The 19,432-nt window shown below is 62.5% G+C and carries 17 protein-coding genes; 5 read left to right on the top strand and 12 right to left on the bottom strand.

From position 1 onward, the window contains the following. Window positions 1-51 precede the first annotated feature (51 nt). Window positions 52-2,772: a TonB-dependent receptor gene (locus AC23D6_RS09735; protein WP_487749100.1), complete on the bottom strand. Its 2,721-nt coding sequence runs from the start codon at window positions 2,770-2,772 to the stop codon at window positions 52-54. A 117-nt stretch (window positions 2,773-2,889) separates the two neighbouring features. After that, window positions 2,890-3,282, bottom strand: coding sequence for a CopL family metal-binding regulatory protein (locus tag AC23D6_RS09740; protein ID WP_074053011.1), 393 nt, complete (start codon window positions 3,280-3,282; stop codon window positions 2,890-2,892). Between the two features lie 157 nt (window positions 3,283-3,439). On the opposite strand from AC23D6_RS09740, the gene hutC reads away from it, so the two are divergent. Genes hutC through hutG form a run of 4 tightly spaced genes read left to right on the top strand, consistent with a single transcriptional unit; the run spans window position 3,440 to window position 8,358 of the window. Beyond that, window positions 3,440-4,165 (top strand): histidine utilization transcriptional repressor HutC, encoded by a 726-nt coding sequence (hutC, locus tag AC23D6_RS09745; RefSeq protein WP_046932594.1) that lies wholly within the window; start codon window positions 3,440-3,442, stop codon window positions 4,163-4,165. Between the two features lie 7 nt (window positions 4,166-4,172). Then, window positions 4,173-5,864, top strand: a complete 1,692-nt coding sequence (gene hutU, locus AC23D6_RS09750; protein ID WP_487749101.1) for a urocanate hydratase — start codon at window positions 4,173-4,175, stop codon at window positions 5,862-5,864. Continuing rightward, entirely contained in the window at window positions 5,861-7,399 is a 1,539-nt protein-coding gene (gene hutH / locus AC23D6_RS09755) for a histidine ammonia-lyase (protein WP_219718360.1), read from the top strand. Before hutU ends, hutH begins: the two co-directional genes overlap by 4 nt. Next, complete coding sequence (gene hutG, locus AC23D6_RS09760) at window positions 7,396-8,358, top strand: formimidoylglutamase (protein WP_487749102.1); 963 nt, start codon at window positions 7,396-7,398, stop codon at window positions 8,356-8,358. The genes hutH and hutG overlap by 4 nt, the downstream gene beginning before the upstream one ends. On the opposite strand, the gene AC23D6_RS09765 is transcribed toward hutG, so the two are convergent. From AC23D6_RS09765 to AC23D6_RS09805, 9 genes are all read right to left on the bottom strand, one after another. Beyond that, the gene (locus AC23D6_RS09765; protein WP_102254393.1) at window positions 8,355-8,888 is read right to left on the bottom strand and encodes a DUF305 domain-containing protein; all 534 of its coding nucleotides are present in this window, start codon (window positions 8,886-8,888) and stop codon (window positions 8,355-8,357) included. The genes hutG and AC23D6_RS09765 overlap by 4 nt on opposite strands. Window positions 8,889-8,962: 74 nt before the next feature. Next, window positions 8,963-9,277 carry a hypothetical protein gene (locus tag AC23D6_RS09770; RefSeq protein ID WP_049395166.1) on the bottom strand — a complete coding sequence of 105 codons (315 nt, stop codon included), beginning with the start codon at window positions 9,275-9,277 and terminating at the stop codon, window positions 8,963-8,965. A gap of 28 nt (window positions 9,278-9,305) precedes the next feature. After that, window positions 9,306-11,642, bottom strand: coding sequence for a heavy metal translocating P-type ATPase (locus AC23D6_RS09775; protein ID WP_487752606.1), 2,337 nt, complete (start codon window positions 11,640-11,642; stop codon window positions 9,306-9,308). A gap of 130 nt (window positions 11,643-11,772) precedes the next feature. Continuing rightward, a complete protein-coding gene (locus AC23D6_RS09780) occupies window positions 11,773-12,315 on the bottom strand; it encodes a DUF411 domain-containing protein (protein ID WP_102254474.1) in 543 nt (180 codons plus the stop codon). A 70-nt stretch (window positions 12,316-12,385) separates the two neighbouring features. Further along, window positions 12,386-13,228 carry a c-type cytochrome gene (locus tag AC23D6_RS09785; protein ID WP_487749103.1) on the bottom strand — a complete coding sequence of 281 codons (843 nt, stop codon included), beginning with the start codon at window positions 13,226-13,228 and terminating at the stop codon, window positions 12,386-12,388. A 12-nt stretch (window positions 13,229-13,240) separates the two neighbouring features. Next, a complete protein-coding gene (locus AC23D6_RS09790; RefSeq protein WP_046934796.1) occupies window positions 13,241-14,512 on the bottom strand; it encodes a copper resistance protein B in 1,272 nt (423 codons plus the stop codon). Next, window positions 14,509-16,377, bottom strand: coding sequence for a copper resistance system multicopper oxidase (locus AC23D6_RS09795; protein ID WP_046934797.1), 1,869 nt, complete (start codon window positions 16,375-16,377; stop codon window positions 14,509-14,511). The genes AC23D6_RS09790 and AC23D6_RS09795 overlap by 4 nt, the downstream gene beginning before the upstream one ends. A gap of 113 nt (window positions 16,378-16,490) precedes the next feature. Continuing rightward, complete coding sequence (gene copL, locus AC23D6_RS09800) at window positions 16,491-16,910, bottom strand: transcriptional regulator CopL (protein ID WP_487749104.1); 420 nt, start codon at window positions 16,908-16,910, stop codon at window positions 16,491-16,493. Window positions 16,911-17,086: 176 nt separating this feature from the next. Continuing rightward, a complete protein-coding gene (locus AC23D6_RS09805) occupies window positions 17,087-17,437 on the bottom strand; it encodes a helix-turn-helix domain-containing protein (RefSeq protein ID WP_046934799.1) in 351 nt (116 codons plus the stop codon). Between the two features lie 120 nt (window positions 17,438-17,557). On the opposite strand from AC23D6_RS09805, the gene AC23D6_RS09810 reads away from it, so the two are divergent. Beyond that, window positions 17,558-18,316, top strand: a complete 759-nt coding sequence (locus AC23D6_RS09810) for a hypothetical protein (RefSeq protein WP_228903388.1) — start codon at window positions 17,558-17,560, stop codon at window positions 18,314-18,316. 20 nt (window positions 18,317-18,336) lie between these two features. Here AC23D6_RS09810 and AC23D6_RS09815 read toward each other — a convergent pair whose 3' ends face one another. Next, window positions 18,337-19,389 (bottom strand): DNA-binding protein, encoded by a 1,053-nt coding sequence (locus AC23D6_RS09815; RefSeq protein WP_054668669.1) that lies wholly within the window; start codon window positions 19,387-19,389, stop codon window positions 18,337-18,339. Window positions 19,390-19,432: the final 43 nt, after the last annotated feature.

The following is a 19,432-nucleotide window of genomic DNA, read 5'->3' on the forward strand; positions in this document are numbered from 1 at the left end:
GGAAGACGACACCTGCCCCCGTCACACGGACGGGAGCAGGTGAAGCGGGCCTTACCAGTGGTAACCCACGCGTGCATACCAACGACGACCCAGCAGGTCATACGTCATCGTGTCGGTATTGGCGTCGGTGTAGCTCTGGATGAACGGGGCTTTCTTGTCGTACAGGTTGTCGATGCCGAAGGACACATCGAAGGTCTTGTTCGGTGCGTACTTGAGCTGGACATTGTGGTAGGTAACGCTGGGGGCATGATCGCCAATGTCGCCGGGGCTGGCGTTGATGTCATCCGCCTTGCCGATGTACTGCAAGCTGTAAGAGCCGGACCAAGCTTCGCGCTCCATCGTCAGCGAGGTCAAGGCGCGCCAGTGAGTAAAGCTGCCACGGCCACCGGTGATCTTGCCGGCGTACTCGATCACCTCCGCGCCCGGGAACGGCCGCACGTCGTACTGGTCCAGATAGGACACATCCACACTCAAAGTCGAATCGAACCCAGCGACCGCGAACTCGTACAGACCACCCAGGTCGATGCCCCGTACCCGCTCGTTGGCGGCATTGACCGGCTGGGACGACAGGAAGTCCACTTCACCGGTGATCGGGTTGCGGGTGAAGTTGTCGTTACCGCAGAACGGATGCGCCAAGCCCGGGGTGTTGTAGCAGATCGACAGCTTGGTTGAGCCATCGATGCGCTGGATGGCGTTGTCGATCTTGATGTTGAAGTAGTCCACCGTCAGCGTCAGCCCGGGCAAGAAGCTCGGCGTCCAGACCGCGCCCACGGTCAGGGACTTGGCGTCTTCCGGCTCCAGGTCAGGATTACCGCCGGAGGTGGTCAGGATCGTGTTGCCCGGCTGCACGTAGCCCGCCGGTACGCCGTACGCCTGGCAGTTCTGACGCACTACCGAATCAGCCGGCAAGCTGCTCCAGCCGCTACAGGGATCGGTCGTGGTCAGGTTGCCCTCGGCCACGCCACCAAACAGCTCGGGGATGTTAGGGATGCGGAAAGCCGTGGCGTAGTTGGCGCGCACCTTCAAGGACGGCACGATCTGCCAATCCAGCCCCACCTTGTAGTTCACGTCTTCCCCGAACAGATCGTAGTCGGAGTAACGCACCGCGGCATTGAGCGTCAGGCTCTCGGCGATCACGCTGTCCTGCAACAGCGGCACGGCAAACTCAGCGAAGGCTTCCTTGGCCGTGTACTCACCTGCGATCGGATCCTGTTGGTTCGTGTTGGCAATGCCCAGCACCGTCAGCGGATCGGGATCGCGCCAACCACGCTCCTTGCGAACCTCGATGCCGGAGGCAAAGCCCACCCAACCGGCCGGCATCTCGAATAGCTGGCCGCTGATGTTGGCGGTGAAGCTTTTCTGGTCGTTGCCGCCGTTGTCGCGCGTCCTGTATAGGATGTAGTTGAGCACCTCGGGGGTCAGGTCGCCGTAGCCGAGGTAGTCACCGCAGGGGATCGCCGCGCCGGGCGTGTTGCTGCACAGCGCGGTGTTGAGCGTGTCATCCACCCGGTCCAGGTTCGCCACATTGGTCGAGCCATCCACACCAGTGTTGCGGCCCCAATTCAGCGCGGCCGACCAGTCCCAGTTCATGCCCAACTGGCCTTCAATGCCCGCGACCACGCGGAAGGTATTGGTTTCCTGGAAGAACTCGCGCGGGCCGGCCTCTTCCAACCGGCGGCGCTGCAGCAGCAGGTCTTGGCCGGTCGGGTTGGTCGGGTGGCTGGCCGCGATGTTGATCGGGCGATAGACACCCAGGCTGCCGGGCGTGGCCAACTGGTCGGACTGGCGGTTGGTGAACATCAACTCGGTGAACACGCGCGTGGTTTCATTCACGGTGCTGTCGCCGAACAGGCTGAAGCTCAAACGCTTGATGGGGTTGACGGCATTGAGATAGGGATTGCCGTTGTAGTTATGTTTGGCCGCCGAATACGGTTCATAGAAATCCCCGTCACCATTGGGATCCTGGTTGAAGTTCACGCGCGAGCCATCGGCTAGCAATGCGCGCCCACCGATGGTGGCCGAGCTGCCCACACATTCTAGTTGCCCGTCGACCTCACCCAAGCCGCACGGTGCGCGTGAGGCCATGTTGACCGTGCCGGTCTCTGAGTAGTTGATGCCGGCCATCAACGAACCGCGGTCTGACGTAATACCCCAGGCGAAATCGAACGACTTTTCTTCGCCATCACTTTCGAAGGTCTGTCCATAACGCACTGCCGCCTCGGCACCGTCGTAGTTCTTCTTGGTGATGATGTTCACCACGCCCGCCACGGCATCGGCACCGTAGATGGCTGAGGCACCGTCCTTGAGGACCTCGATCCGCTCGATCAGCGCTACCGGGATGATGTTCAGGTCCACCGAGCTGTTGGCACCGGTGCCACCATTGACCACACGACGACCATTGAGCAGAACCAGCGTGCGGTTAATGCCCAGGCCGCGCAGATTGACCTGAGTAGTGCCGTAGCCGTTCTCGGCCCAGTAGGCGTTGGACTGGCTGCCGGCAAAGCCGGCCGAGGCCGGCAGGCGCTGCAGCAGCGTCTCCACCGAAGTGGCGCCGGAGCGCTCGATGGCTTCGGCATCCACCACGCTGACCGGACCAACACCGGAGAGCTGCAGTCGCTTGATGTGGCTGCCGGTGACCTGGACGGTGTCCAGCGTCTTGGCCGACTCGCTCGTGGCGCCCTGTTCAGCCTGCTGAGCCAGAGCCACCGTGGAAAAACCGGCGCACAGAAGGGCACCGACGGATACCGCCAAAGGATTGCGCTTGAAGTACATGGGTTCTCTCTCCCCCGAAGGGCAATGCATGCGTATGACCCTGGTGCCCCAGACGTGGGGGCCTATGCGACATCAGGGCGTGCGTAGACGTCGCCAATCAATGGCGACCAAGCAGCATTAGCCGATGGGAGGTCGGAACAGCCGGGATACCTGTCGTCGCAGCGGCGGCAACTCAGGCGTAGGTAGGTAGGTGCTCGTCAGGGCGTGCTGGGCGGCAAAGATGACCGGCACACGCCCGGCGAAGAAGGTGAGCACACAGCTGCAGTCGCAGGAGGTGGTGCTGCAGTCGCACTGATGATCGTTCTGATCACCCTGCCCGGCTTGCTTGCCACCGGGACGAATTTTGTTGCAATCGTTACTAATCTTGGCGCGTTCATTGACACGCGCGCCGCCGTGCACCGAGTGGGTGCCATTCACCGCACCTGGGGGAGGAATATGCCGCACGGCCATCCGCGTGGTGGCCTGCGCGCTCAGGATCCCATCCGCGCAGAGCACGAGGATCAGGAACATACGCAGTAGCACGCGAAGCGACGGCATGAGCGTGTGGCGAACCCGCAGGTTGTCTATACCACAGCAATATCACGAGGAAATTCTTAGTGTCAACTGCTTGTGCAGCACAGCATCGAAAGTGGTTGGACTGGTTGTATAGACATGTAATGCTTGGGCCATGGACGAACCCAAGCCGCACTACCAGAAGCTCAAGCACTTCATCCTGCGTCACATCACCAACGGCGACTGGCCCGCGCGCAGTCGCGTCCCCAGCGAGAACGAACTGACGGCCAAGTTCGGCTTGTCTCGCATGACAGTGAATCGAGCGCTGCGCGAGTTGACCGATGCCGGCGTGCTGACCCGAGTGCAAGGCGTGGGCACGTTCGTCGCCGGGCCCAAGGCCGAATCGGCGATGTTCGAGGTGCGCAACATTCGCGAAGAGATTCAGTCCCGCGGCCAGACACACTCGGTCCAGGTATTGATCTGCGAGACGGTCGAGGCGCGCTCCAGTGTGACGACCAACTTCGGCCTGACACCGGGCACGGAGCTGTTCCACAGCCGCCTGCTCCACCACAGCGATGACAAGCCCGTGCAGTTGGAGGATCGCTTTGTGCAACCCAGCGTGGCGCCGGATTACCTGGACATCGATTTCCACACCGAGATTCCGCATCAGTACTTGATGCGCGTTGCGCCGCTGGAGCGCGCCGAACATGTGATTGAAGCCGAGACGGCCAGCAAGCGTCTGGCTGCGCAACTGAAGATCAACGAAGGCGATCCGTTGCTGGTGCTGACCCGACGTACATGGTCGCGCGGACAGGTGGCCAGCTTTGTGCGGCTGATTCACCCGGCATCTCGTTACCGCTTTGTGGGCACCTTCCAGGTTGGCGCCCCCCTGACCCCTTGAGGATTTGATGGATACCTTGGAACGCTCCGCTTCCCCTGCGCGCACCGTTCGCGCTCCGATCGGCACCCAGCTGCACTGCAAGAGCTGGCTGACTGAAGCGGCCTACCGCATGATCCAGAACAATCTGGACCCCGATGTTGCCGAGCGCCCGGAAGACCTGGTGGTCTACGGCGGCATCGGTCGTGCTGCGCGCGACTGGAAAAGCTTTGACCGCATCTTGGAAACGTTGCGATCGCTTGAGAACGATGAGTCCTTGCTGGTCCAGTCGGGCAAGCCCGTCGGTGTTTTCCGCACACACCCCGATGCGCCACGCGTGCTGATCGCAAACTCCAACCTCGTCCCCCATTGGGCGACGTGGGAGCACTTCAACGAGCTCGATAAGAAGGGCTTGATGATGTACGGCCAGATGACGGCCGGCAGTTGGATCTACATCGGCAGCCAGGGCATCGTCCAGGGCACGTACGAGACCTTCGTGGAGTTGGGGCGCCAGCACTACGGTGGCAACTGGCAGAACAAGTGGATCCTTACCGCCGGCTTGGGCGGTATGGGTGGCGCGCAGGCGTTGGCGGCGACCTTGGCCGGGGCCAGCAGCATCGTGATCGAGTGCCAGGAGTCTCGGATCGATTTTCGTATCCGCACGCGCTATGTCGATCACAAGGCAACCTCCATCGAGCAGGCCTTGCGGATCATTGAAAGTAGTCCAGTCCCCGTGTCGGTGGGATTGCTGGGCAATGCGGCTGAACTGCTGCCGCAGTTCGTCGCCCTTGCACGTAGTGGCGGCGCCCGCCCCCATGCGGTGACCGATCAGACCTCGGCGCACGATCTGATCAATGGCTATCTGCCCGCCGGATGGACCCTCTCACAGTGGGAACAGGCCCGCAGCGGTGGCGATGGTCAGCGACGCGAGCTGGCGCAGGCTGCCGCAACCTCGTGTGCCACGCATGTGCGCGCGATGCTCGATTTCCACGCCATGGGCGTGCCGACGATCGATTACGGCAACAACATCCGCCAGGTGGCGCTGGATCAGGGCGTGGACAATGCCTTTGCCTTCCCCGGCTTCGTGCCCGCCTGTATCCGTCCGCTGTTCTGCCGCGGCATGGGCCCGTTCCGATGGGTGGCCCTGAGCGGGGATCCAGAAGACATCTACAAGACCGATGCCAAGGTCAAGGAACTGTTTCCAGACAACACGCATCTTCACCACTGGTTGGACCAGGCCCGCGAGCGCATTGCCTTCCAAGGTCTGCCCGCACGGATCTGCTGGTTGGGCTTGGGCGAGCGCCACAAGGCAGCGCTGGCCTTCAACGAAATGGTGCGCAATGGCGAGCTCAAAGCACCGATCGTCATCGGACGCGATCACCTGGACTGCGGCTCGGTAGCCAGCCCCAACCGTGAAACCGAAGGCATGCTCGATGGCTCCGATGCGGTCTCGGATTGGCCGCTACTCAACGCGCTGCTGGCTACCAGTGGCGGTGCCACCTGGGTGAGCCTGCATCATGGCGGCGGCGTCGGCATGGGGTTCTCGCAACACTCCGGTGTGGTCATCGTGTGCGATGGCACCGAGCAAGCTGATCGCCGGCTGGCGCGCGTGCTGTGGAACGACCCGGCAACGGGCGTGATGCGCCACGCCGACGCGGGCTACGAGCAGGCACTGGCCTGTGCCCGTGAGCATGGCCTGACCTTGCCGGCCATTCTGGAGTGAATCGCATGCTTACCCTGACACCGGGCCAGCTGACGTTGGCCCAACTGCGGCAGATCGCGCAAGGGACTGATCCTATCGCCTTGGACGCAGATTGCTGGGACAACGTCCGCGCCTCTTCGCAGGCCGTGCAGGCCATCGTGGCCGCCGGCGAGCCGGCCTATGGCATCAACACCGGCTTTGGAAAGCTGGCCAAAGTCCATATCCCGCGCGAGCAGCTGGAACAGTTGCAAACCAACCTGGTGCGCTCGCACGCCGTGGGCATGGGGACATTGCTCGACGATGCCTGCGTGCGCCTGATCTTCGCCACCAAGATCGCTTCTTTGGCGCGAGGCTACTCCGGTGTACGCGAGCAGACCCTGCTTACCCTGATCGCGATCTACAACGCCGGGATCTGGCCCTGTATTCCCTCCCAAGGCTCAGTCGGTGCATCCGGTGATCTGGCCCCGTTGGCGCATCTGACCTTGGCGGCCATGGGCGAAGGCCAGGTACGCGTCGACGGGCAGATCCTGTCGGCCAGCCAGGCCCTGCAAGACGCCGGGATCGCTCCCATCCGACTGGCAGCCAAGGAAGGGCTGGCATTGCTCAACGGCACCCAAGTGTCCACGGGCATTGCGCTGATGGCGCTGTTTGCCGCCGAACAAGTCTACGCGGCCGCCGTGCTAACCGGCGCGATGTGCGTGGATGCGGCATGCGGCTCCGATGCGCCGTTCGATCCGCGCATCCACGCCGTGCGTGGCCAGCCCGGCCAGATAGCAGTGGCCGCGCACTACCAGCGACTGCTGGCCGGCAGCGCCATTCGCCAATCGCACCTTCACAACGACACCCGCGTGCAAGACCCTTACAGCCTTCGGTGTCAGCCTCAGGTCATGGGGGCGGTGCGCGATGTCATGCAGCACGCCGCCCACGTGCTGCTGACCGAAGCCAACGCAGTCTCCGACAATCCGCTGGTGTTCACCGACACCGGCGAGGTGATCTCCGGCGGCAACTTCCACGCCGAACCGGTAGCCTTTGCCGCAGACCAGCTGACGATGGCGGTGTCCGAGATTGGCGCCCTGTCGGAACGGCGCATCGCCCTACTCATCGATGCCACGATCTCCGGGTTACCCGCCTTCCTGGTCGCCAATCCGGGCGTGAACTCCGGCTTCATGATCGCGCACGTGACCGCGGCCGCCCTAGCCAGCGAGAACAAGACCCTCTCCCACCCGGCCAGTGTGGACTCCCTGCCCACCTCGGCCAATCAGGAGGACCATGTCAGCATGGCCACCTTCGCCGCGCGCAAGTCGCGCGAGGTGGCCGACAACGTGCGCCGGATCGTGGCCATCGAACTGCTCGCCGCGTGCCAAGGCATCGAGTTCAGGCGGCCACTAGTGTCTTCGCAAGCATTGGAGGCAGTCCATGCGCAGGTGCGTAGCGAGGTACCCCGCTACGATGAGGATCGCTATCTGGCCCCGGAAATGCAGGCGATGGAAGCCTTGATCGAGCGGGGCGGTTTGCGCGCGTTCCTGGACTGGCCGCTGCAGGATCTGCGCGCGTGAATCTGGCTTGGCACGGACGCGTGGACCTGCCGGCGACCGCCGATACGCAACGCTGGCACCAAAGGGTGGCCTTGGATCCGCAGCCTGAGGCGCCCGGTATTGCCCTGCTGGGATTTGCCAGCGATGAAGGGATTCGTCGCAACGCCGGCCGACTGGGCGCCGCACAAGGGCCCGGTGCACTTCGCAACGCCTTGGCCAACCTGCCCGTGCTCCACTGCGCTCCGCTCTACGATGCGGGAGACATCACCTGCGCGGATCAGGCATTGGAGCTGGCGCAGGCCCACTACTCGCATCGAGCGCAGCAACTGCTGGATCAGGGGCATTGGGTGATTGGTCTGGGCGGCGGCCACGAGATCGGGTATGCCAGCTACGCCGCACTGCGCGGACACCTGGGCGCATCCAAGGCTCGCATCGGTATCTTCAACTTCGATGCACACTTTGATCTGCGCGAGCAAGGCAGTGCAAGCTCGGGCACGCCCTTCCTGCAGGCACTGGAGCATGCCCGCAGCATTAGCACCCCGCTGCAGTATCACTGCATTGGTGTAAGTCGATCCAGCAACACGGCGCGTCTATTCGCCACGGCCAACCGCGAAGGCGCCCATTACCTCACCGATGACTTGCTGTGCACCTGGAATTGGCAGGCACAGGCTGAGGTTCTGCGTGCGTGGTGTGATGCAGTTGACGTTATCTACCTGACGCTGTGCCTGGACGTGCTACCACAGGCGGTGGCCCCGGGCGTGAGTGCCCCCAACCCACGCGGGGTGAGTCTGGAGGTCCTGGAAGCCCTGCTGGATCTGGTCATGGCCTCGGGCAAGGTACGTGTGGTCGACGTGGCGGAACTGTGTCCGCCCCTGGATCCGGATCAGGCCACCGCACGTGTGGCTGCGCGCTTGATCCACCGCATGGTCAGCGCGCAGGCTCAGTGGGGTGATACCGGCTGGCAAAAGGCAGTGAGCTAGCGGGAGCGCTCAGCCAGAAGTTGTTTCATCTGGGCGATCTCCTGCTTCTGCGAGGTGATGATCTCCTGGCAGAGCTTGACCAGCTCGGGATCCTTCAGGCGGTTTTCCTCGCACATCAGAATGGCGCCGGCATGATGGGGAATCATGGAACGGATGAACTGCCGATCTGTCACCGCGGCCTGCGTGCGGATTCCCCACCAGCAGAACAGCATGAACGCCACGGTCACACCGGCCAGGATCAGATTACGCCGACGATCGGGGTACATGCTGGACATGAGCCAAAGCTCGATCAACAGCATCGGCGCGGCCATCAGGCCCGCCATGTAGAACTGGTTGACGTTGTGATAGACGTTGGCCCACTGATCGACCATGGCATACATCAGGGCGTACATGGCCAGGAACGACAAGGCCATCATCAGCAGCAGGCGACCGTAGTGGCCCTGATGCGTCTGACCGGAACTTCCGTGCGAGGCGTGTTGCTCTGAATGCTGCGTGTGCGTGCTTTCGTGCTTACCGTGCGAAGAAGACATGTCGATCTCCGTGGGAATGGCAGAACATCGCCGAATCCCGGGGGCCAAGGAACCAGCCCCCGGGGAGATAGCAGTTACATACCCTTGCCGGCAGCGAATTCCTGCGGGCTCAGCTTGCCGTCCTTGTTGCCATCAAGCATGCCGAAGTGCGGCGCGAGCTTGTGCTTGGCCAGTTCTTCCTTGGACAGCGCACCATCCTTGTTGGTATCGAGCTTGGTGAAATCGGCATCGGCCGCGGCCGGCTTGTGCTGACCATGCTCCTGCTTCTTGTGGTCCATCGGCTTGTGCTGACCGTGGTCAGTGGTGGGCGTGGTGGTCTGGCCGCCGGCGAAGGCCGCGCCCGCCATCAGAAACAGGGCCATCATCGAGAGGGAGGCATAACGCTTCATTGCAGTACTCCTTGTGGGATATGAGCCATCAGTGACAGGAATGGCCGCGCGCAGGCTCATCGGCGCGGTCAGGGTGGGAGGTGGCAACAACGGTGGAGCCGGACAAACGCAAGGCATTGGTGACCACCGAAACCGAGCTCAGGCTCATGGCCAAGGCCGCCATCATCGGACTGAGCAAAAGGCCGAAGCTGGGGTACAGCAGGCCGGCGGCGATAGGCACGCCGATGGCGTTGTAGACGAAGGCAAAGCCCAGGTTCTGCTTCATGTTGGCCACCGTCGAAGACGAGATGGCACGGGCTTGCACGATGCGCCTCAAATCACCCTTGACCAGGGTGAGCTGGGCGCTGGACATGGCCACATCCGTGCCCGTCCCCATCGCGATGCCCACATCGGCTGCCGCCAGGGCCGGCGCATCGTTGATGCCGTCGCCAGCCATGGCCACACGACGACCCTGGGCTTTGAGTTGCTGGACCAGTTCGGCCTTGTCCTGAGGTTTGACGCCGCCACGCACATCCTCGATGCCCAGCGTGCGCCCCACGGCCTCGGCCGTCGCCTGTGCGTCACCAGAGGCCATCACCACGTGCAGGCCATCGGCACGTAGCAGGTTCAAGGCAGGCAAGGTCGTGGCTTTGATGGGATCTGCTACCGCAATGGCGCCGGCCAATCGTCCATTGACCGCCAGGAACATCACGCTGGCGCCTTCCTTGCGCAGACGCTCGGCGCTGCTCTGCAAGGGCGCAACATCAGCTCCTACCGATGCCATCAAGCTTTGGTTGCCAAGCACGACATCCTGATCGGACACGCGCCCGCGAACGCCTTGACCGGTGAGCGAATCGAAATCTTGGGCGGCCACCAGGTTCAAGCCACGTCGCTGGGCTTCAGCCACGATGGCCTCGGCCAAGGGGTGCTCACTGCCCTGCTCCAAGCTGCCAGCCAAGCTGAGGATCTGATCGGCATCGAAACCGGCGTAGGAAAGCGTGTCGCGAAAGGCTGGACGTCCCTCGGTCAACGTACCGGTCTTGTCCACGATCAACGTGTCGATCAGACGTAGCTGTTCAATCGCCTGGGCATCGCGGAACAGGACCCCGACCTGTGCAGCCCGGCCGGTGGCGACCATGACCGACATGGGGGTAGCCAAACCCAGGGCACACGGGCACGCAATGATCAGAACCGATACGGCATTGAGGACGGCAAAGGTCCAGGACGGTTCGGGTCCAAACAGACCCCATCCGAAGAACGTAAGCACCGCCGTGGCCAGCACGGCCAGGACAAACCAGTACGCCACCTTGTCCGCCATACGCTGCATAGGCGCGCGGGAGCGCTGGGCTTGGGCTACCAACTGCACAATCTGCGCCAGTACCGTCCCGGATCCGACTTTGTCCGCCCGGATGACCAAGGCGCCCGTCCCGTTGAGCGTGGCGCCTATAACGTGATCACCGACAGCCTTCTCCACCGGAATGGGTTCACCGGTCAGCATCGACTCATCGACACTGGTGCGGCCTTCGATGACTTCCCCATCGACCGGCACCTTCTCGCCCGGTCGTACGCGAAGCAGATCACCCACGTGCACGTGATCCAGCGCAACGTCCTCTTCGCCCCCATCGGGTTTGACGCGGCGAGCCGTCTTGGGCGCCAATCCCAGCAGGGACTTGATGGCCGCCGAGGTTTTGGAACGCGCCCGCAGCTCCAGCAGCTGTCCGAGCAGGGTGAGCGAGACGATGACCGCTGCCGCCTCGAAGTAGACCCCTACCCGTCCATGCTCGCGGAAAGAGTCCGGAAACAGGCCCGGTGCCACGGTGGCCACCACGCTGTAGCCAAACGCGGCGGCCACGCCGATGCCGATCAGCGTCCACATGTTGGGGCTGCGATTGCCGATGGACTGTAGGCAGCGCTCAAAGAATGGCCACCCCGCCCAGAGCACCACTGGAGCGCTCAGCACGAGCTCAATCCAGGTGCGCGCCTGCGTGGACGAGCCGGGCAGACGGTGTCCCAGCATGGCCAAGACCAGGACGATCAAGGTCAAGGGCAATGTCCACCAGAACCTTCGGGTGAAATCGCGTAACTCCGGATTGTCGTCCTCCTCCAGCGAGGGCATCTCCGGCTCCAGCGCCATGCCACAGATCGGACAGGTGCCGGGACCTGGCTGACGAATCTGCGGATGCATCGGGCAGGTGTAGACCGTGGCGTGGGTACCGCTGGGTTGGGCCACCGCTGCTGGGGCGGTCACTTCAACTTGCTGGGGAGCATCGTCCGTATAGCGGACGGGATTGGTGATGAACCGCTCTCGGCATTTGGCTGAGCAGAAGTGATACTTCGTTCCGCCATGCAGGGCGTGGTACGGCGTTCTAGCCGCAGAGACCTGCATACCGCATACCGGATCACGCACCGAGTCTGGACCATCGCTGGCACCCTGCGGCATCGCCTTGCCGGCTTCATCGTGGGAATGAGGGGACATGGATCACTCTGGTCTGGAAGAAGGGATCGCGAGCAAACTGTCAGCTGCGTTGACCGTGCAGGACGTAAGGCTGCGTGGTGCCGTCGGGCAGTACAAATTCCACCGTATAGGGTTGAACACGTCCGTCGGGCATCTCCATACCAGGAGAACCGGCGGGCATCCCCGGTAGCACTAATCCACGGCCTACCGGGCGCTCACGAAGCAGGCGCAGGATGTCCTGCACCGGCACATGACCTTCGACGATGTAGCCATCGATCTCGGCGGTATGGCACGAGCCGCGTCCATAAGGAACGCCCAAGCGCGCCTTGATCGGGTTGAGGTCTTCGCTGTTGTGCACCTCAACCGTAAAACCTGCTTTCTCCAGATGCTCCACCCACAGTTGGCAGCAACCGCAGGTCGCACTCTTATGTACTTTGACCAACGGCAACGGACGCTGCGGTTGAGCGACCTGCTGCGCAGCCGACGTTGTCGGAGATTGGGCGGCCGATGCCGCCTCTGTACTGACAGCCGATTCGGGGCGCGCGCATGCAGTCAGCGACAAGGCCGTGGTCAGCAGAAAGAGACAGCTGCGAGAAGTATTCATCATGCGTCCTCAAGAGATGCCCGAGCGTCGAGGCGCTCGGGCGTGGAGCCGGGGCAGCTCCATGAAGGGATCAATGCTGGTGGTCGTGGCCGTCATCGGCCTTGGGAGCTGGCTCGGCTGATTTGGCTGGCATGGAGGAGTGCTGATCGTGCTCAGCTTCGGATGTGGCCTGCGCGGGTTGCTTGGCTGGCTCGGCCGCATGCACGTGCGTCTTGCCGTCAGCATGCACGTGCGTGGTGCCTTCCTTAGCTTTGCTCATGTCCATGTCCATGCCACCGGCTTGATGACCCTGGTCATGGCCATCACCCATCTCTGCTCCATCACCGCTGCCATGGTGATCTGCACCCGCTTCCTCGCCGTGCGAGTGCCCGCCGGTCTCACCGCCGCCGTGTGAATGACCATCACTGCTGGCCACCAACGCCTGGTAGCCGGCCTTGTCCAGCGTGGGCAGCTTCTGCAGGAAGGCCGACATGTTCCAGATGAACTCATCGTCCATGCTGCCGCCCCACGCGGGCATGCCGCTGGCCTTGATGCCGTGCTTGATCACCCAGAACGCCTCAGCTGGAGCGACCGACTGTTTGCTTAGGTTCGGTGGCGCGGGGTACAGGCCCTTGCTCATCTCGGTGGCCGCCGCCTCTGGCGAAAGATGGCAGGTCACGCACATGGCGTTGTAGTTGCCCGCACCCTGGCGGATACGCTCAGGATCATCCAGGTTCGTGGGCACCTGAAGCTTGGCGGCGCGCACCTCAATGGAACGCTCGCGCGCCGTTTCAAGTAGCGCATACACCGGGCGACTATGCGGATCGTCGGCGGCCACGTTGTACACGCCCAGAGAGACCGTGGCAGTTGCCGCGACCGCAACCAATCCCACGCCGGCACCGAGCCATACCCACATCCTTTTGTTGGATTTCATTGTCAGTTCCCCTTAGAACCAGGTACGAAGGCCGATGACCAAGCGCGTGTCTTCAAAAGACTCGCCATGCTCGCGTCGCATGTCTGCGGTATTGCCAAACGCACGCTCGTACACCACGCCGATGTAGGGAGCGAACTTTCGGGTGAACTCATAACGAAGTCGCAGGCCCGCCTCAGCGGTACTCAGACCCGAACCTATTCCGCGCAATGGATCGTTCTTGCCATACGCCGTGACCTCCACCAGCGGCTGCAGGATCAGCCGATTGGTCAGCAGCAGTTCGTACTCGGCCTCGACATTGGCAGCAGTCTGGCCGCCTTCGCCGAGATAGGCTGTGGCGGATACTTCGAACTTCATCGGTGCCAAGCCCTGTACGCCGATAGCGGCGAAGTTCTGCGAAGCCCCCGGCTTGAAGTCATGGCGCACACCGGCCACCACATCCCACCACGTGGAGATACTGCGGCCGTAGAGCACTTCCAGATCAGCCGACTCGGTCTGACCATCTGTGCGTTCGCCTTCACTGCGGAACCAGACGCGATTGAGGTCCGTACCGATCCAACCCTGACCCTCCCAACCCAGCCCGGTGCCCGGATCGGCATCCCAGGCTTCCAGGCGATTGAGCAGTACGTAGCTCTTGATCGAATTGTCATGCACCGGATGCGCGTGTGCGGGCGCGATGGCCGCCTGACGATCAGCCTCGGTCACCGCAGGAATCGGGGTGCGCGGCTGCGTTGGTGCGACAGGCCCATGTCCCATCTGACTGTGGTCCATGCCCTCCATCGATTGCATGCCAGCTTCTGGCGTAGCGGATGCGGGCGAACCGTGGCCCATCTGCGAATGGTCCATCCCCTGCATCGCAGGCGTGGACGTGCTGGAGGCGTCGGACGCAGCGGGCTGTGCCATCTGACTGTGATCCATGCCCTGCATCGGCTGCGTCTGCGCTTTGGGCGCTGCAGGTGTACTCGCGGGCGAGCTGTGCCCCATCTGCGAGTGGTCCATGCCCTGCATGGCAGGCTCGGCTGCTTGAGCCGGCGGCGCGGCATGGCCCATCGCCGCATGATCGATAGTCGCTTCGCTGGTCTTGGCCGGTGTTGTAGGTTTGGGGGCTGGCGCAGGCTTTGATGTCGGCGCCTGATGTGCAGAGTGATCCTGAGCCTGGGTCTGCGCGCCCTGCTCCATCGGCATGGAGCCGTGCTGCATGGATTGGGCGCTGGCCGCATTGGCCAGGGCCAGCGAGATAGCCAGGGTCAGCGCAGTCAGGGTGGTATTGCGTCTATTGATGTTCATTCGTCGACCCTCACCGTGCGCATCATTCCGGCTTCCATGTGATAGAGCAGGTGGCAATGGAACGCCCAGCTGCCCAACGCATCGGCACGCACGCGATACGTACGTCGGCTGCCTGGCGGCATGTCCACCGTGTGCTTGCGCACCATGAAGTTGCCGCTATCGTCTTCCACATCGCTCCACATGCCGTGCAAATGGATCGGGTGGGTCATCATCGTGTCGTTGACCAATACGATGCGCATGCGCTCGCCGTAGTTCAGCCGTAGCGGCTCGACATCGGAAAACTTCTGACCATTGAAACCCCAGGAGAATTTCTCCATGTGTCCGGTCAGATGCAGCTCGATCTCGCGACCGGGGTCGCGTCCGTCAGGGTCTTCAAAGGTGCTCTTGAGCATGGAATACGTCAGTACATGACGGCCGTTATCGCGCAGGCCATTGCCCGGATCGTCCAAGCGCGAAGTCACGCTCATGGCTTGGTTGTCCAACAGTGGATTGTTGGTCTCGCTGGCAGGGTGTGATTGCATGCCCCCATGCTGCATGCCGGCCATGGCACCATCGCCGGCGGCAGGCATCGCGTGACCCGCATGGGCCGAGGCCTCATTGCCGCTGGCAGGTGGGGTCATGCCGGGCATGCCCATGGCTGCACCACAGCCGCCTTCCATGCCCTTGCTGCCGCCAGACATATCCATCGATCCATGATCCATGCCCATGTCTGCCATCGTCAGCAGCGGCCGGGGATCCACAGACGGAAGAGGCGCGCGTAGTCCTTCGCGCACGGCGAGCGTGCCGCTGACGTAGCCGGTGCGACCGGAGTCCTGGGCAAAGATGGTGAATGCGTCCTGCCCGGAGGGCTCCACGATCACATCGAAGGTTTCTGCTACTGCAATGCGGAACTCGTCGACCGAAACCGGATGGACGTACAAGCCATCCGCCGCGACCACGGTCATCTTCAACCCCGGAATACGCACATCGAAGTACGTCATGGCAGAGCCATTGATGAAACGCAGACGCACCTTCTCGCCACTGCGGAACAACCCGGTCCAGTTGCCCAGAGAGGTCGTGCCGTTCATCAGGTAGGTGTAGGTGTTGGCGTTGACGTCGGACAGATCCGTGGGCGTCATTCGCATCACGCCCCACATCTTGCGATCTTCCAACGTGGCCGACAGACCATTGCGCTTCACATCGCGCGCGAAATCGCCGACCGTGCGCTTGTAGTAGTTGTCATGGCCCGGCATCTTCTTCAAACGATCGAACAGGGCCGTCGGGTCCAGGTCTGTCCAATCGCTCAGCATCACGACGTAGTCGCGATCGAAGCTGAAAGGCTCTGGCTCCAGTGGATCGATCACGATCGGTCCATAAAGCCCAGCTTGTTCCTGGAAACCTGAGTGGCTGTGGTACCAGTAGGTTCCGCCCTGATGCAGGGTGAACCTATAGTGGTAGGTCTCACCACGTCCGATGCCGTCAAAGCTCAGGCCCGGCACGCCGTCCATGTTGGCCGGCAGAATGATGCCGTGCCAATGGATGGAAGTATCCGTGCCATGGAGGGAGTTGGCCGGCAATGCATTGGAGACACGCAGGTTGACCGTGGTGCCTTCCCGCCACCGCAGCAACGGCGCCGGAACGGACCCGTTGACCGTGATCGCGGTGCGGGTCTTGCCGGTGAAGTTCATCGGCGTCTCGCCGATGGTCAGGTCAAACTCGGTGCCCGACAATACGTTGGCTTGTCCGGGGCCCTTGAGCGCCCAACTGGCTTTGGGCCAGAACCCCAATCCTGCGACTGCGCCTCCCAAGGCCAAGCCTTGGACAAATCGCCGCCGCGAAGGCAGCAGCGGTCCACCATGTGGACCACGAAAATCATCATGCGACATGTAAATGCTCCAAGCGTCGTGTTGCCACCGGCAGGCGGTGGTACAGAGCGGGTGGCTGGCCTATACAGGCATGCAAGCCACACCAACGGCGCCATTGCGGCGCCTAGGGACGCTTAGCCGATCGGTGGTCGGATCAGATGAGGCAAGGCAGGCGCCGGATGCCCCAAGGGCAGCGGCATGACATCCAGGCCCAAGGCCAGTTGTACCGAAACATGCAGGCTCGCAGGCAATGCGCTCGCGCACGCGTGCACGCAGGCGCACCGGCACGCAGACGACTTGCAACAGTCGGGGCCGGCATGATCGCCGTGCCCAGTGCCAGCCTTTTCAATCGATGTGGCATCGGGATGATGCTCAGCACTGTGATGGGCGACGCAGTCTTCGTCGACTTGCACCGCGGCAGCGACTTCGCTGGCCTGCTCTTCCATCACCGGATTCATACTGACCGACGCAAACGCCGACCACGCCCCGTTAAGCACGAGCATGGCGATCAGGATCAGTCGCAGTAGAAGTGAGGAGGCTGACACGGGCGACATGGTAAATCACTTTAGACAAGGCGCGCGTGTATCGGTCGTGAACAAAATCTCAGGCAGGCCTGAGATGCCGCGCCCCGTTAGTCGCGCTAGCCGCGCCCACTGGTGTTCCATCCGGGGGCGCTCCAAAGGGCCGGGTTGAAGCGAAGTGCTGCCCATAAAGTGAGCGACCGTACGGCCTACTTCTCGGATGTGCTCTCGATCAGCTTCACCAGCTCGCGCTTCTGCTGCTTGCTGAGCGAGCCCCAGCGTAGGAGCAACTTCGCCAGCAGATCATCATCGGTGTACAGCAACGCGGCGGGGATCCCCAACGCTTGAGCCAACCGCTCAGCGGTCTCCAGCTTCGGCTCGTGCTTGCCACGCTCGTACTGGTTGATTCGGGGGCTGGCCACGTGAGGATCCAGACCGGCCCGGATGCCCAACTCCTTCTGCGACAAGCCCGTGTGCAGGCGGGCTTGTTTGAGGCGTCGAGCGAAGGTCGGTGTTGAGTCGACTGACAAAGTCACGCGCGCACCCCATGGAGACCCCATAAGGATGGCGGATGTACCCTGCCTTGCATACTAAGATATTCTTAGCTTTGAGGCAACCGGCGACCCCGGTAGCGCTGCCATCGCCAGGAGCCACGCCGCTCCCTCACCCCCGGAACCCGCATGCCCGGAACCTCGTCAATGACGCCATCTGGGGTCGCCAGCATCGAGGCGTTGGGGCTTCGTGGCACCCTTTTCCTTGCCGCGCTGCTGGCCGCGCAGCTACGACGCATACCGGTGGCGCCCACACGCCGCTCCACCTTGCTGGTGCTGGACGCCTTGCGAGACTTGGCCCTGATCCAAGTTCCCTGGCCAGCGGATCGATGGCAGATCCGACCCGATGCCGAGGTCACGCCCATCGAAGATCTGCAATGGGCTTTCGCCTGGTCTACCCACGAGCGCAGGCACCTGCTCCCGGTGCTGGAAGACCAACTCGGTGATATGGCACACGATGTAGAACTGGCGGACGCAAAACTAGAGCTGTGGGATGAACTTGCACTCTGGGAGACCGAGCAGTTTCTAGAGCAGCAATTGCTCAAACATCACTTCGACCCAGGCTGGGCACGTGATGTGGGGTTCGTGTTTCAATCCGGACCGCGGGGTCTGCCGATCGCGCAGTGGCGCTATTGTTGCTGGGCGGCGGTACGCCAAGGCGCGTCGGTGGCAATGCGTCTTGGCGTGCACGACAGCGCCCATGTGCGCGAGGCCATCTTTCAAGAGGTCAAGAAGCGCTTGCGCTACCTGATGACCAGTTCGCCCCAGCAAGGCATGTTCAAGCCCTACCATCTGGCACCGGAGTCCTCAGTAGCCAAGCTGTTCGTAGACTGGGTCGTACCTATGGAATGGGCGTACTGGACTGGGGAGCGCTATCCCGGCCGCTAGCAGGCAAACGAGTAGCCTCGTTAGTCCGCTCCCCCACCCTGCGTACTGCTGCGCCGGGTTCTCTTCACCGTATTTTGTGCCGGCGTCAGTTGATTCAGCAGGGGCTCCAGCGCTTCAAGACGCGCGTTGGCACGCAACGCATCGGCTTCAGCGCTCTGGCGGCGCTCACGCTCCTGCGCAAGGGTGTCTTGGACTTGAGCTAGCTCGCTGCGCAGGGCATCCAAGGCCTTGACGTCAGTCTTCCAGCGCTCCTGCAGTGCCATGTGGTCCGTTGCGGTCTGGCGCAACGCCACGATCTCGCTGTGTTGGCCTTCGTGGACCTGCCTCAACTGGACAAGCTCACGCTCAATCCGCCCATGGCGCTCCAGCCATTGGCCATTGTCGCGGTTAAGCACCAACAGCTCCTGATTCTTCGCGCCCAAGGCTTCATTGGCCTGACGTAAGGCTACTTGCAGCTCTTGGATCTGATGCTCGTGACGGCGAAGCTCTTGCTCGCGCTGCTCTTTGGTTGAAGCGCGGTAGTGCTCGAGCGCTTCCCGGGCGTGGGCATGCTTGTCCTCCAGAGAACGCGTATGCGCCTCGTAATCAGCCAGCCGCACCGTCATGCCGGCGATGCGCTCATTCAACTGGGCGATTTCCGCGACCTTGTCGCGCAGATTCTGCTGAAGTAGGGCGTGAGCGGCTTGCTCTTGCGTCAAGCTGGTCTCAGTGCGCTGCAGCTGACTGCCCAGGGCAGCGGCTTCCTGTTGGGCGGTGGAAAGCGCTTGTTGCTGACGCTGGAGTTCGGCCCCATGGCGTTCTCGCTCCCTGGTGAGGATCGCTTCTGCCTCCTCTTGAAGTCGCGCAGCCAGGCGCGCGACCAAGTCTTGCAAGGCCTCACTCACGGCCACCGCACGTGACGGACCGCCGCCCTCCTCCTCTTCCAGTTCACGCAAGTAGCGATGGATCGTGGTCTTGGAGCCCGTGTTGCCCAGAGCCACCCGAACCGCGTCCACGGAAGGCTTCTTGCCTTGGGCCAGCAGCGCGTCACGCGCTTTCTGGACATCCCCTTTGTAGAGTCCTGCGCGCGCCATGATGCTGTTCTCCAATTATTTCGTAATGTATTACATACCATGT

The sequence above is a fragment of the Pseudoxanthomonas sp. G3 genome (genome assembly GCF_057654715.1).

What these genes read in the sequence shown, in the direction of transcription:
- AC23D6_RS09785 (WP_487749103.1), bottom strand. Translation starts at nt 13,228, where the DNA reads ATGAAATCCAACAAAAGGATGTGGGTATGGCTCGGTGCCGGCGTGGGA.
- AC23D6_RS09810 (WP_228903388.1), top strand. Translation starts at nt 17,558, where the DNA reads ATGCCCGGAACCTCGTCAATGACGCCATCTGGGGTCGCCAGCATCGAG.
- AC23D6_RS09815 (WP_054668669.1), bottom strand. Translation starts at nt 19,389, where the DNA reads ATGGCGCGCGCAGGACTCTACAAAGGGGATGTCCAGAAAGCGCGTGAC.
- AC23D6_RS09765 (WP_102254393.1), bottom strand. Translation starts at nt 8,888, where the DNA reads ATGTCTTCTTCGCACGGTAAGCACGAAAGCACGCACACGCAGCATTCA.
- AC23D6_RS09775 (WP_487752606.1), bottom strand. Translation starts at nt 11,642, where the DNA reads ATGCAGGTCTCTGCGGCTAGAACGCCGTACCACGCCCTGCATGGCGGA.
- hutC (WP_046932594.1), top strand. Translation starts at nt 3,440, where the DNA reads ATGGACGAACCCAAGCCGCACTACCAGAAGCTCAAGCACTTCATCCTG.
- AC23D6_RS09795 (WP_046934797.1), bottom strand. Translation starts at nt 16,377, where the DNA reads ATGTCGCATGATGATTTTCGTGGTCCACATGGTGGACCGCTGCTGCCT.
- AC23D6_RS09805 (WP_046934799.1), bottom strand. Translation starts at nt 17,437, where the DNA reads ATGGGGTCTCCATGGGGTGCGCGCGTGACTTTGTCAGTCGACTCAACA.
- copL (WP_487749104.1), bottom strand. Translation starts at nt 16,910, where the DNA reads ATGTCGCCCGTGTCAGCCTCCTCACTTCTACTGCGACTGATCCTGATC.
- AC23D6_RS09735 (WP_487749100.1), bottom strand. Translation starts at nt 2,772, where the DNA reads ATGTACTTCAAGCGCAATCCTTTGGCGGTATCCGTCGGTGCCCTTCTG.
- AC23D6_RS09790 (WP_046934796.1), bottom strand. Translation starts at nt 14,512, where the DNA reads ATGAACATCAATAGACGCAATACCACCCTGACTGCGCTGACCCTGGCT.
- hutU (WP_487749101.1), top strand. Translation starts at nt 4,173, where the DNA reads ATGGATACCTTGGAACGCTCCGCTTCCCCTGCGCGCACCGTTCGCGCT.
- AC23D6_RS09770 (WP_049395166.1), bottom strand. Translation starts at nt 9,277, where the DNA reads ATGAAGCGTTATGCCTCCCTCTCGATGATGGCCCTGTTTCTGATGGCG.
- AC23D6_RS09740 (WP_074053011.1), bottom strand. Translation starts at nt 3,282, where the DNA reads ATGTTCCTGATCCTCGTGCTCTGCGCGGATGGGATCCTGAGCGCGCAG.
- AC23D6_RS09780 (WP_102254474.1), bottom strand. Translation starts at nt 12,315, where the DNA reads ATGAATACTTCTCGCAGCTGTCTCTTTCTGCTGACCACGGCCTTGTCG.